13 protein-coding genes are annotated in these 13,418 nt (G+C 64.0%); all 13 read left to right on the forward strand.

Annotation, left to right across the window (positions count from 1 at the left end; genetic code table 11):
* Nucleotides 1-69 precede the first annotated feature (69 nt).
* Nucleotides 70-1,203, forward strand: a complete 1,134-nt coding sequence (locus AC07UK_RS27675; protein WP_436224292.1) for a saccharopine dehydrogenase family protein — start codon at nt 70-72, stop codon at nt 1,201-1,203.
* Between the two features lie 127 nt (nt 1,204-1,330).
* Nucleotides 1,331-2,887 (forward strand): class I adenylate-forming enzyme family protein, encoded by a 1,557-nt coding sequence (locus tag AC07UK_RS27680; RefSeq protein ID WP_436224291.1) that lies wholly within the window; start codon nt 1,331-1,333, stop codon nt 2,885-2,887.
* A gap of 23 nt (nt 2,888-2,910) precedes the next feature.
* Entirely contained in the window at nt 2,911-4,152 is a 1,242-nt protein-coding gene (locus tag AC07UK_RS27685) for a thiolase family protein (RefSeq protein WP_436224290.1), read from the forward strand.
* Nucleotides 4,153-4,163: 11 nt separating this feature from the next.
* Nucleotides 4,164-5,513 (forward strand): NAD(P)/FAD-dependent oxidoreductase, encoded by a 1,350-nt coding sequence (locus tag AC07UK_RS27690; protein WP_436225339.1) that lies wholly within the window; start codon nt 4,164-4,166, stop codon nt 5,511-5,513.
* Nucleotides 5,514-5,694: 181 nt separating this feature from the next.
* Nucleotides 5,695-6,366: a TetR/AcrR family transcriptional regulator gene (locus AC07UK_RS27695; RefSeq protein ID WP_436224289.1), complete on the forward strand. Its 672-nt coding sequence runs from the start codon at nt 5,695-5,697 to the stop codon at nt 6,364-6,366.
* A 183-nt stretch (nt 6,367-6,549) separates the two neighbouring features.
* The gene (locus tag AC07UK_RS27700; protein WP_436224288.1) at nt 6,550-7,839 is read left to right on the forward strand and encodes an acyl-CoA dehydrogenase family protein; all 1,290 of its coding nucleotides are present in this window, start codon (nt 6,550-6,552) and stop codon (nt 7,837-7,839) included.
* 186 nt (nt 7,840-8,025) lie between these two features.
* A complete protein-coding gene (locus AC07UK_RS27705; RefSeq protein WP_414222708.1) occupies nt 8,026-8,295 on the forward strand; it encodes a hypothetical protein in 270 nt (89 codons plus the stop codon).
* A gap of 24 nt (nt 8,296-8,319) precedes the next feature.
* Nucleotides 8,320-9,795, forward strand: coding sequence for a flavin monoamine oxidase family protein (locus tag AC07UK_RS27710; RefSeq protein WP_494686930.1), 1,476 nt, complete (start codon nt 8,320-8,322; stop codon nt 9,793-9,795).
* A gap of 9 nt (nt 9,796-9,804) precedes the next feature.
* On the forward strand, nt 9,805-10,464 hold the full coding sequence (locus AC07UK_RS27715; protein ID WP_436224286.1) for a c-type cytochrome: 660 nt from the start codon (nt 9,805-9,807) through the stop codon (nt 10,462-10,464).
* A gap of 37 nt (nt 10,465-10,501) precedes the next feature.
* Nucleotides 10,502-11,173, forward strand: a complete 672-nt coding sequence (locus AC07UK_RS27720; RefSeq protein ID WP_494686931.1) for a hypothetical protein — start codon at nt 10,502-10,504, stop codon at nt 11,171-11,173.
* A 13-nt stretch (nt 11,174-11,186) separates the two neighbouring features.
* The gene (locus AC07UK_RS27725) at nt 11,187-12,263 is read left to right on the forward strand and encodes a phosphotransferase (RefSeq protein ID WP_436225338.1); all 1,077 of its coding nucleotides are present in this window, start codon (nt 11,187-11,189) and stop codon (nt 12,261-12,263) included.
* A gap of 157 nt (nt 12,264-12,420) precedes the next feature.
* Complete coding sequence (locus tag AC07UK_RS27730) at nt 12,421-13,197, forward strand: SDR family oxidoreductase (protein ID WP_436224284.1); 777 nt, start codon at nt 12,421-12,423, stop codon at nt 13,195-13,197.
* Nucleotides 13,198-13,308: 111 nt separating this feature from the next.
* Nucleotides 13,309-13,418: hypothetical protein (locus tag AC07UK_RS27735; RefSeq protein ID WP_492855707.1), on the forward strand; the 110-nt coding region annotated here is incomplete at its 3' end.

Genomic DNA, 13,418 nt, shown 5'->3' on the forward strand with positions numbered 1-13,418 from the left:
CCGTCAGAGGGCGGCGTTCCTTCCAACCACCCAATCACTTGTCAGACATAACTCTCAAGGAGACAAACCATGGCAAAGCACCCCGTCGTCGTCTATGGCGCAAGCGGCTACACCGGCATGCTGATCATGGACTGGCTGATCGACCAGGACATCCCTTTCACGGCCGTGGCGCGCAACGCTGGCCGGGCGAAGGAAATGATGGCGCAGCGTGTCGTGCGCCTGGAATCGGCAAACTATGAACTCATCGAGGCGGAACATGACGTCGATGCCCTGGTGAATGCATTCCGCGGCGCGAAGGTGGTGTGCAACACCGTGGGACCATTTTCCACGGTCGGTCTGATTGGCGTCGAAGCGGCGCTCAACGCGGGGTGCCATTACCTGGACACCACGGGCGAGCAGCCGCACATCCGCCGGGCGCGCGATGAATTCGGCGATCTGTACCGGCAGGCCGGGCTGCTGTTGTCGCCGTCCAATGCCTACATGTACACGTTCGCCGAGATTGCCGCGGAGCTGGCGCTGGAGACGCCCGGCGTCGATGCGCTGGAAACAGCGACGTTGACGCGCGGCCCGCGTAGCGGCGGTGCCGGCGTGAGCGTGGGCTCGACCGCGACGATCTTCGAAGGCTATCGCCACGAGGCTTGCTACCTGTGGGAGAAGAAGCTGGTGCCATATGCGGCGGATGCGTCGTTCAATGTGGTCGATCCTGCCTTCATGCAACCGGTGTTCTGTCTGCCGTGGGGCGGTACGTCGCTGCCGGTCCACTTCGAACACGATCCGCGCGTACGCAGCTGCATCTCCAGTGTCGGCTTTTACGACAACAACGCGATGCAGATGGTGCATGCGCTGGGCAAGAAGTGGGAAGCCGAGTACAAGCACCTGCCCCGCGAGCAGCAGGACGCGGTGCTGAAGCAGATCGTTGATTCGACCACGCCGGCCATGCCGCCACGGGAACGCACTACGCTGCAGCGCACCGTCGATTTCGCCATCGGCCGCGGCCAGATCGCTTCTGTGCGGGCGACCGTGCATGGGACCACGCCATACATCGCCACCGGGGCTATCCAGACGGCAGGCGTCATCAAGCTGCTCGACGGCGACACCGCAAAGGTCGGCTTCGCATCCGGCTCGAAGGCCTTCGGGCACCGCTACCTGCTCAGCTTCCTCGAGCAGCGCGGGCTGGCTCGTGCGACGGTTTCGCATCTGTAATTGCCGTGCCGCCCCGGCCTGCTCTTCAGGTCGGGGCGGGAAAAATGCACCGGCCGCTTTGGCGCGTACACGGACGGCTGGCACCGCAACCCGGCCGAGCCGTCACAGATTCTGAGGACTACTTGAAATGGCAATCATTGATTTTTTTGACCGCGGGTTGCGCATCAATCCCCATGGCATCGCCTATATCCAGGGCGAGCGCAGCTACTCGTTCCGCGAGATTGGCGAGCTTTCCTGCCGCATCGCCAACGGGTTGCTGGCGGAAGGATTCGGCAGGGAAACCAAGGGAGCGGTCTGGGCAGATAACGACGTGACTGCCTGGAGTTGTGCGCTGGGGCTATGGCGAGCGGGGATGGCGTACATCCCCGTCAACGGGCGCAACGCGCCCGAGGAGAACCAGTTCATTCTTGATGCATTCGACTGCGAAGTGCTGTTCTTCCAGGAAGCGTTCGCATCGGTAATCGAGACGCTGCGTCCCCGGCTGCCGAAAGTCAGGCTCTGGGTGTGTGTCGATGCCGCGCTGCCGTGGGCGCCGTCGCTGTCTGGGTGGAGCGAGGAGCAGGGCTCGAGTGCGCCGCTCATCGATTACGACATGGACGACGTCGTGACCCTTTCGGCAACTGGCGGGACGACCGGAGCACCCAAGGGCGTGATGAACACGCACCGCGCTTACCAGACCTACTTCGCGCAGTTCATGATGGCGTACCCCTACCAGGGGGACGAGCGCCCGGTGAATCTCGCCGCCGCGCCGATGACGCATACCGCCGGGATGCTGTCGCTGCCCTGCACCGCGCGCGGCGGTACGGTTGTCGTGCTGCCGAAGCCGGACCCTGCAGCCTTGATCGGCGCGATTGCGCAGCACCGGGTCACGGAGTTCTTCCTGCCGCCGACGGTGATCTACCGGCTGCTGGACATTCCCGGGATCGGGAAACAGGACTTCTCATCGCTCAAGTGCTTCCTTTATGGTGCTGCACCCATGTCGGTGGAGAAGCTCAAGCGCGCGATCGAGGTGTTTGGCCCGGTCATGGCCGGCGGCTACGGTCAGACTGAAGCGCCGGCCTCGATCTCCTACCTGACGCCGGCCGAGCATTTTGTCGGCGGCGAACTGGCGTCCGACGAACGGCTGTCCTCGGTCGGCCGTCCCAACCCGCTTATCCGTGTGGAGATCATGGGTGAGCACGGCGAGGTTCTGCCGCAAGGCGAGACCGGCGAGATCTGCGTGCGCGGCGACCTCGTCATGAAGGGCTACTACAAGGCGCCCGACAAGACTGCGGAGACGATCGTCGACGGCTGGCTGCACACCGGCGACGTCGGTCACCTCGATGCGCAGGGCTACCTCCATATCACCGACCGCAAGAAGGACATGATCATCAGCGGCGGCTTCAACGTCTATCCGAGTGAAATCGAGCAGGTGATCTGGTCCCATCCAGCGGTGCAGGACTGCGCGGTGATCGGCGTGCCGGACGAGAAGTGGGGCGAGGCTGTGAAAGCCGTGGTGGAACGCAATGCGGGCTACGAGGTGAGCGCCGATGAACTCGTCGCCCTTTGCAAGCAGAAGCTCGGCTCGGTCAAGGCGCCGAAGAGCGTGGAGTTCGTCGCCGCACTGCCGCGAAGCCCGGTCGGGAAGGTGTTGAAGAAGGATCTGAGAGAACAGTACTGGCAAGGCCAGCAACGCAAGATCTGAACGAGGCACCCGGGAAAGAAGACATGAGCAACATTTACATCGCCGGCATCGCGATGACCATCTTCGGCCGGCATTTCGATCTGAGCATCGAGAGACTCGCCGGTGCCGCGCTACGCGGGGCCTTGCAGGACGCCGGCTGTAGTGCCGACGCCATCGGTGCGGCCTTCTACGCCGGCATCACCAATGGCCAGCTTCAGGGGCAGTTGTCGATCCCTGGCCAGGTCGTGTTCAGCAAGATCGGTATCGAAGGCATTCCGGTGTTCAACGTCGAAAATGCCTGCGCGTCCGGCAGCACGACGGTGCACCTTGCAGTACAGCACCTCAGGGCAGGCAGCTGCGACGTCGCGCTGGCACTTGGCGCGGAGAAGATGAACGTCGCTGACAAGGCGAAGTCGTTCGCCTTGTTCGAGGCGGGATGGGACGTATCCCGCGTCGAGGAAAACTTCGCGACGCTGGCGAAGCTGGGGGAAGGCATCGAGCCGCCGCCGGGATCGGAATCCGACCGGCCCTATAGCCGCTTCATGAAGATCTATGCCGCCTTGTGCCGGCATCACATGAAGACCTACGGCACCACGCAGCGCCAGATTGCGGCTGTATCGGCGAAGAATCACGGGCATTCGGTGCACAACCCGCATTCGCAGTTCCGCCAGGCTTTTACGGTCGAAGAGGTGCTCGCCGCGCCGCCGATCACTTATCCGATCACGCTACCGATGTGCGCGCCGGTCTCGGACGGTGCAGCGGCCGCCATCCTCTGCACGGAAGAGGGTCTGCGGCGCATTGGCGCCGATCGCAGTCGTTGCATCCGGATCGCGGCGAGCGTGATCCGCAGCTTTTCGCATCGGCGCATCGACGAGCCGGAGAAGAACATCGGCCGCCTCGCCGCGCTTCAGGCCTATGAGCAGGCCGGCCTGGGCCCGGGGGATATCGACGTGGCCGAGGTACACGATGCCTCGGCGATGGGCGAGATCATCCAGGCCGAAAACCTTGGGCTGGTGCCGCTCGGCCAAGGCGGGCCGGCAGCGGAGCGCGGGGAATTCACACTCGGCGGGCGCATTCCGATCAATACGTCTGGCGGCCTCGAATCCAAGGGCCATCCGCTAGGTGCGACAGGGATTGGCCAGCTCTACGAACTGGTCACGCAATTGCGTGGAGAAGCCGGTGCGCGACAGGTTTGCGGCGCACGTCACGCGATTCAGGAGAACGGTGGCGGCTTGCAGGGCGTCGAAGAGGCGGCGCTCGCAATTCATATTCTGAGCAAGGAGTAAAGGTGGCAGATATGGATGGGTTTAACTGGCAAGGCGGACAGGCGTATCGGCCACTTGGAGGCTGGGTGGAGCGGCCAGATGACCTGCAGCCGCAACTCGACGGCGACGTCAGCGCGGATGTGGTCGTTGCCGGGGGCGGCTTTGCCGGGCTGTCTACCGCGCTGGAGCTTGCCGCGCGCGGGGCGAAGGTGATCGTCCTCGAACGCGAGTTCGCCGGGTTCGGCGCGAGCGGGCGCAACGCGGGCTATCTTGCGGGTGGGCAGGGGCTGGAGTACGACCTGTTTCTGAAGCGCGTGGGACACGAGCAGGCCAGGGATATCGTGCGCTTCTACGATGAGGGCGTCGACTATGTGGAGCGCAAGCTTGCAGAGTACGCGATCGACTGCGACTACAACGCCTCGGGCATCATCCGCGCGGGCGTCCATCCGTCCCAGGAAAGGAAGCTGCGCAAGAGCATGCGTACCGGCGTGCAACTTGGCTCTCCCGGGGAGTTTCTGGACTACGCCGCGATGCGGGCACGGGGCATCCCGCCGGCGTTCCTGTTCGGATGTCATGTCCCTCGTGGCGGTACGCTCGATCCCGGCAAGTATGTGCTGGGCCTGCGGCGCGCGGCGCTGCGCGCCGGCGTGAAACTCCACGAGAACACGCCGGTGCTGTCCTGGGACAAAGGTCCCGCCGTCCGGGTGCGGACCGCGAAGGGCAGCGCGAGCGCGCCGTTTTTGGTGCTTGCAACCAACGCCTATACGCCGCAACTTGGCCTGCTGCGGAACAAGGTAATGCCGCTGCGGGTGTCGGCAATCGAGACTGAGCCGTTGTCCTCGGCGCAACTGGCGTCGCTCGGCTGGCCACGGCGCGAAGGCATCGTGACGTCGCACTGGACCATGGAAAGCCATAGGCTGACGGCGCGCAACACGCTCGTACTGACGACGAAGCGGTTGCGCTACGTCTATGGTGCGCAGACACCGAATGTGCCGGACGAAGTGTCCTACCGTGCCCTGGCCAACGCGCTGCATGAGCGGTTCCCCATGCTGGGAGACGTTGCCATCCGGTCGTGCTGGAGCGGGTACATCAGCTTTGCCTACGATGCGCTGCCCGTGGTCGGCGCGACCGGCGCCGATCGGAACATCCTCTATACCGCCGGGTGTTCCGGGCATGGTGTAGGTACCCAGTCGCTGATGGGACTGCTGCTGGCCGAACGGATACGTGGCGCGGGGCATCCGCTACTTTCGGCGTTGGACCACAAGACGCCGTCGACGCTGCCCGAACCGCTGCAATGGTGCGCCGTTAACTCCGCGCTACGCGTGGCCAACATGATGGACGATCGGGTGAACCGCAAGGCACGCTGCGCAGCGCTGTCATAGGCCTCGCCGATCATTGCCGTCGCAGTCAGGACAAAGGAGGTAAGCCGCTGCCGAAGCGACCCGGGCGCCACGTGCGTCGACGGGCGTCAGATATAATGATGCCCGCCCAGCGTACCGCTGGCGCGATCCCTTACAAAGGGCTGAAAAGCCCTGAATCAAGGCAGACAGGATGACAGTGCCCATGGAGCAGCGCACCACCAGGAAGCGGCGCGCATCGAGCGCAGCCGCCACAGGAGCCGACCCCGACAGCTTGCGAGCCCAGGGCTTGCGCACGCGCAATGCCATCGTTCGCGTTGCCAGAAAGCTGTTGCTCGAGGGCGGCAGCCTGGAATTCTCGCTGCGTGCCGTCGCCCTCGGCGCCGGGATCAGCATCAGCAATCTCCAGTACTACTTTCCCACCCGGCAGGCCGTCCTGCGGGCGATCATGGCGCCGATCATCGACGCCTATCTCGAGGACCTGAAGCGCGCGCTGGACAGCCGTGTCTCGCCGCGCGAGTCGCTCAACGCACTGCTGGATAAGGCGCTCAGCGACGCGAGGAATGCCAAGGACTCGGCGTTGTGGTGGCACTTCATTTCGCTGGCGTCGACCGATCCCGAGTGCGCCCGCATGTTTGAAGAGTGGTATGACACGCTGACGCGCGGCATTGCGGAACTTGTGCGGGCGATAAATCCGGAACTGAAAACGGCTGACAGCCTGCACGCTGCCTCGCTGCTGATTGCGCTGGCCGACGGCCTCGCGCTGCAGCTCGGCGCGGGCCGGCGCAAGCGTGATTCGCGCGGGCTCGACGCGGCATATCGGACCGCTGTTGAGCAGATCATATTCAAGGAGCGGTCGACCGAAGTGGCCGGCTAGCTGCGGCAAAGCGGCGCTGCCGCGCGCGAACGCCAGGAGACAGGGAATACCCTGTCTTTTTTTTCGCTTGCATGTTTGGCAACATGACCTATGTTTTGTATAGTGTTCTACTAAATATGCGAGTGGGGTGCCGTATCCACGGCAAGCCGCTACGCATGCTTCCACGACAGGAGGAGACCCATAATGATTCGATTGCACACGACCGCGGCGTTGCCGGTAGTCGGCCTGACCGGATTCGAAACGCCGCTGAGCGAAGAGGAGAACTCAATCCAGCAGACTGTCCATCGCTTTGCGCGCGATGTGCTGCGGCCGATCGGCCGGGAGCTTGACCGCATGGCGCCGGAGGACGTCATCGCTGCGGGTTCTCCGTACTGGGCGGCGATGATGGAGAGCGCGAAGCTCGGGCTCGATCCGCAACTCATCGCACAGTTTCCGCCGGAGGTCGCGGTGCGCATCGAGTCGCTGATCGGCGAAGAGCTTGGCTGGGGGGATTCGGGCCTGGCCGTTTCGCTCGGCGCTGCGACCATGCCGCTGACGATGGCGCAGTCGCTCGGCAATCATGAACTGATCGAGATGTGCACTGGAAAGATCGGTTGCTGGATGAACACGCAGCCTGACCGTGGCTCCGATGCCGCGATTCTCTACCGCGAAGAGCTGAGCGCAGGCGGAAAGCAGCCGGTTGGCAACGTGACCGCCAGGGTCGGTGCCGACGAGATCGTCATCAACGGGCAGAGCTCGGCATGGGTGTCGAACGGGTCGGTGGCGCAGGTCGCGCTCGCTTACATGGCGGCAGACTATGGCGACGGGTTCCACGGGACGGATGAGCACGGCGCGTTCACCAACGGCATCGGCCTGATCCTGCCGCTCGACCTGCCGGGCATTTCGCGCGGCAAGCCGCTAGACAAGATCGGCCAGCGTGCGTTGCCCCAGGGCGAGATCTATTTTGACAACGTCAGGGTGCCCAGGCGCTTCGCCATCGCGCTGAAGGACGAGTACCTCGGCAACCTGGCTTCTACATGGTCGTTCGCAGGTACTCACATGTGCCAGGTCTTTGTCGGTGTGGCCCGCGCCGCGTTCGAACTTGCGCTTGCCTATTGCCATGAGCGCAAGCAGGGTGGGGCGCTGCTGCGGGAACACCAGATGACCCAGTTGCGCGTGGGCGAGATGCTGCGCCGGCTCGAGATGGCACGTGCCATCGCCCGCCGCAGCCTGGCATTCGCACGACTGTCTCCGCAGAGTCACCCGTATGCGACTGCGCAGGCCAAGGTCAGCGTAACCGAGGAGGCCATGAAGATCACGCACGAGGCGTTCCAGCTCTTCGGCGGCAACGGCACGACGCGCGAGTTCCCGATCGAGAAGTTGTTCCGCGACGCACGCTCGGCGCTGATCGAGGACGGCGAGAACTACGTGCTCACGTCGCGGCTGGGCGTGCTGGCCGGGCGCCTCTACCAGAATGGGTGGGCGCGGGAGTAGGCGCCTGGTCAAGCGCGGGATACCGGCCGTCGCCGCAGGCGGCCGGAGCGCGCCAGACCAATCAGCCATTTGCATGGGAAAGCCGCGATGACGTCAAGCTCCTGCTCGACCACGACCGCCTTCGGGCATCAGCCTGGCTCCAGTGAGCTGCTCCACTTCATCCGGGCATCGGTGGCAAGGATTCGAATGGACGCCGCGGACGGTGCCGCCATCGAGCGCCGCTTGTCGAGCCTTCTGCGGCACGCGCTCGCGACAGGCTCGCCATTCGATATCGCGCTCGTATTGGGGAGCGCGGCCGAACTCATGCTGTTCCCGGAGCAGGAAGTGCTGGAGCAGTGTACAGCCGCAGTCCAGCAGGCCGATCAACAGGCGCTGCGTGGGCTCGTCTGGGCTGTCCGGCACAGAAGCATGAGAAGCGGGAAGAGCGTCCGCAGGTTCGCGCTCGACCCGCAATGAGATGACAGGAAACAGCGAAGCACTATGGGCAAGATTTCGTCCTCCGACACTTCAATCAACACGCAGCGAAGGCAATTGCTGAAAATGGCCGGCGTCTCCACGGCGGCAGGAACCATCGGCTTGAGCCCGGAGCTGGCCAGGGCGGCCAAGGCCGGCACGCCCGAAGACGTCCTCGACGTCGCCATCATCGGCGCGGGACTGGCTGGCCTGACCGCCGCGAGGGACCTGCGCCAGGCAGGCTGCGAGTCCTTTGTCGTGCTGGAAGCGCGCAATCGCGTGGGCGGACGGACGCTTAACTACGATGTGGGTTCGGGACAGGTTTCCGAAGTCGGGGGACAGTGGATCGGCCCCGGCCAGACGGCGGTGGCCGATCTGGCGCGCGAACTCGATGTGGGCACGTTTCCCAGCTACTACAAGGGGAACACGGTCATCCTCGGCGGCGACGGTCGTCTGGAGGTCGACCTGAAGGGCACATTCGGCAGCGATGAGGCGATCGGTGGCAGGCTCAGCGCACTTTCGCGCGACGTGCCGTCGGGCGCGCCGTGGAAATCGCCGAAGGTCGTGGAACTGGACAAGCTGTCGGTCGGCGACTGGCTGGCGAAGCAGAACATCAAGACCGAGGACCGAACGGGGTGGAATGCGAGCATCGCGCTTTCCGGCGGCGTGATGCCGGCAAAAATGGGGATGCTCCATTTCTTGTCGATGATCAATTCGGCCGCCTGCGACTATATGCAGCTGGACAGCATCAAGCACAGCGCCCAGGAAACGCGATTTGCCGGTGGTTCGCAGATCCTCTGCGTCAGGATGGCGCAGGCATTGGGGAAGAGGGTGCGCCTGTCGAGCCCCGTCCGGCGGATCTCGAACTGGGACCGCGAGGTCGTCACGCTGCACACGGACCAGGGCGAAGTGCGTGCGCGCCAGGTCATCATGGCCCTGAGTCCACCGTTGTGCGAGCGGGTGCAGTTCGATCCGCCGCTGCCGCAGAAGCGCGCCGCGCTGCAGCGCGCCTGGCCCGCCCATTCGCCAGCGCGGAAGACGGCGATGGTCTATTCCCGTCCGTTCTGGCGCGACAAGGGGCTGAACGGACACATCTTCCAGGTCGACGGGCCCATCCTGTGGGCCTTCGACAACTCGCCGCCGGGGGGCGAGATCGGCGTCATCAACGCCTTCATCTCGAATGCGTCGGTTCCCTCGGATCACAAGGCGGCGCAGCGGTTCCTGTCAGAGATCTATGCGCAGGCCTTCGGCAGCGAAGCCTTGTCACCGGTCTCATACCACGATCACGACTGGGGCCGTGCCGATCCCTGGACGATCACCTGTGTCTCCGCCATTCCGCCGGGCTTCTGGAGCACTCACGGCGAGGCATTGCGGCCGCCCTGCGGCAAGCTCATCTGGTCGGGCACCGAGACGGCCGAGATCTGGGCCGGCTACATGGATGGCGCCGTGCGCTCTGGCCATCAGGCCGCCCTCCAGGTTCTCAATGCCTTGCGTCGCGCCTAGGAGACGGAAATGAAGAAACGCATATGGCTGGGCGTCCCCGCTATTGCTGCCGCCGGGTTGCTCGCCTGGTTCGGCCCCGACCTCCTGGGGATGTATCGCCTCGACCGCTATATCACGGCGTCGGCTGCCGCTTATGGCGCCGATGGCAGCCCATGGCCACGGGTGACCGACGCCTGCATCGGCTGCCACGGGACCAAGGGCAATTCGCTGCACCAGGGCTATCCGAGCCTCGCGGGCCAGCCGGCACCGTACGTGGCGACCCAGCTTCACAAGTTCGCCAGCGGGGAGCGGTCCAATCCGATCATGGGTCCGTTAGCCAAGACGATGAGTGAGGCGGAGATCAACGATCTTGCCGGCCACTTCGCCAGGCAGCCAGCCGGCGCCAACCGCTACTTCACGCCCGATGCCGGATTGCTGGAGAAGGGCAAGCGGCTGGTGGCGTCGGGAAATTGCGCCGCGTGCCACGGCAGCCAGCTGATGGGACACGACCAATTCCCGCGCCTCGCGGGCCAGGGCTACGAGTATCTGCTGGCGCAGTTTGATGCGTTTGCCACCGGCACGCGCGGCGAACCGACCGGGATGATGAAAAGCGTGGCCGCGGCGGCGTCACCGGAGGACCGCAAGGCGATGGCCACCTATCTCGCCAGCCTGGCGCCGCGAAAGCCGTGAAGAATCCAAACCTGCAAATCGAGCCCTGGGAGTCGTAATGGACCGCAATCTCTATCTTCTCTGTTTTGCCATGTTCGTCCTCGTGACGACGTCATTGATCCACGGCCTGAAGTTCCTCGGGAAGGGCAACTACCTGCTCGGCTTCGAATGGCTGATCGTGACCTTTTCCGCGTCGAATTTCCTGCTATTTGCCCTGGGCGGCGTGCAGTTCTCGTATCGCATCTCATACTTTTGCGATGCGTTCTCCCGGGGCTTCGGCATCCCGGTGGTTGCCCTGGCCGGGCTGATGTTCGTTACGCATCGCTACAAGCCGTCTGTCCTGATGGATGTCCTGTTCTTCGCGGGGTCGATCGCGGGGACGGTCGTGCTGGTGTCGGTCGATGCGCTGGCGCAGCCAAGGCCGTATTTCTACGTGGTGATGTGGTCGGCGTTTTCAGTGTACCTGGCCTGGTTTGCCTGGAAGTTGCTCAGCGCCGGGGAAAGCTGGCACGCCTTTGGCGTGTTTCTCGTCCTGCTGACCGCGCAAGCCATTGCCTGCATCTACGACTTCCACACGATTCCCGGCGACGACGAGCAACACCTGATCTTCTTTACGCTCGCTTGCCTGACGTGGTCGTTCATGTGTGTCGAGCTGTACTACGCGTACTGCGCGCTGGATCGCGCGGAGAAGAATGCGGGGTCGCTGGCTCCCATGCCGGCGCTTCGATAAGCGGGGCGACCGGATGAGCAATGCTTCTTCAGCGTTCGCCGGCACGCGGCCGGCAAAGGAGACACTGGGCTTTGACCCGGGCGGACTCGAAGCCTGGATGGCGCGCCATGTGGACGGCTTCGCCGGCCCGCTGACCGTTGAGCGGTTCAGCGGCGGCCAGTCCAATCCAACGTACAAGCTCATCACGCCGCGCCAGGCTTACGTGATGCGCACCAAGCCGGCGCCGAAAGCAAAGCTACTGCCGTCGGCGCACGCGATCGAGCGCGAGTTTCGTGTGATGGTGGCGCTTGCCGACACCGAAGTGCCCGTGGCCAGGATGTATGCCCTATGCGAGGACGAAGCCGTCATCGGTCGGGCCTTCTACATCATGGAGTTCGTTAATGGCCGCGTGCTATGGGATCCCGCGCTGCCTGGCATGAGCAACAGCGAACGTACGGCGATCTACGATGAGATGAATCGCGTGATCGCGGCGTTGCATCGCGTGGACTACAAGGCCATCGGCCTTGCGGACTACGGTAAGCCCGGCAACTATTTCTCTCGCCAGATCGAACGATGGAGCAAGCAGTACAGGCTGTCTGAAACCGAATCGATCCCGGCGATGGATGCGCTGATTGCATCGCTGCCCGACCAGATCCCGGAGGAAGCGGAGGAGCAGGTCTGCATCGTGCACGGTGACTACCGGCTCGACAACCTCATGTTCCATCCCACCGAGCCTCGCGTACTCTCGCTGCTCGACTGGGAGCTGTCGACGCTGGGTCATCCGATGGCGGACTTCAGCTATCACTGCATGAGCTGGCACATTTCACCGGGCCCGCTACGCGGCATGGGAGGTGTCGACCGGGCCAGCCTGGGTATCCCGGACGAAGCGGCCTACCGCCACGCGTATGAGCAGCGCACCGGGCGCAGGATCGGCGGGAACTGGAACTTCTATCTCGCGTTCAGCATGTTCCGAACCGCAGGCATCCTGCAGGGGATCATGAAGCGGGTGGTGGATGGCACGGCGTCATCGGCGCAGGCGCTCGAAGCGGGAAAGCTCGCCCGACCCATGGCCGCGATGGCCTGGAAATACCTGCAGAAGCAGGCGCGATGACCAGCATCCATGGGGCCGCAGCCGCGGCTTCGTCCGAGTCAATCAGCCCAGCGCGATCACGAATTCCTGTTCTACGCCAGAAGCGGGGAACGCTACTGCGCCTGGGACGACCTGCGTTGACTCCGGTACTGACACCACTTCTCTACATCGCCCAATCATGACGAATTCCAACTCTCCCCTCGCTCAGCCCCGGTTCGCCGAGTCCCTCGATTTCACCGGCAAGACCGTGCTGGTCGTGGGGGGCTCCAGCGGCATAGGCAACGGCATCGCGCAGGCATTCCGGCAACTCGGTGCAGAGGTTCACGCCTGGGGCACGCGTGCCCAGGCGTCCGACTATCGCCTCGACGAAGGTTCAGATCTTTCCGGCCTGCACTACGCGCAAGTGGATGTTTCCGACCAGGTGGCCGTCAACGCCGTACGGCCCGCCTTCGAACGCCTGGACGTGCTGGTGCTGGCGCAAGGTACGATCCAGTACAAGCGTGCCGAGTTCGAGATGGTCACCTTTGACCAGGTGCTGCACGTCAATCTGTCCAGCGTGATGGCCTGCGCGGTCAAGTTCCGGCCGATGCTCCATGAGAGCCAGGGTTCGCTGATTACGCTGAGCTCGATCGCGGGCTTCCGGTCCGTGCGGGGAAACCCGGCTTACGCCGCATCCAAATCCGGCGTGGTGGGCTTGACCCGTACGCTGGGTGAAGCGTGGGCGGCCGAAGGTATTCGCGTCAACGGCATCGCCCCTGGCCTGGTGGACACAAAACTCACCAAGGTGACCACGGCGTCGCCGGCTCGGCTCGATGCAACGCTTTCGCGCGTGCCTATCGGCCGCATGGGCTTGCCGCACGAGATAGCCGGGGCAGCCATCTTCCTGGCCTCTCCCCTGGCCTCCTATATGGTTGGCGAGACCCTTCTCGTCGACGGCGGCCTGACGCTCGCCTGACGTCGGGCGCCGCGCAGTCATCATTAACCATGATTGATGTCTTGTCCTGCTAATGAAATGAACTGGAGTTCGGCCATCTGGCGGGCTTCCGGTGCAAGGGGATCTATCGATATGCAAATTGGTATTCCGCTGGAAACACTACGAGGCGAGACTCGCGTCGCCGCCACCCCGGAGACAGTCAAGAAGTACGTCGCCCAGGGCCACAAGGTGGTCGTGCAGGC

Source organism: Cupriavidus sp. GW821-FHT07C08, from assembly GCF_059419025.1.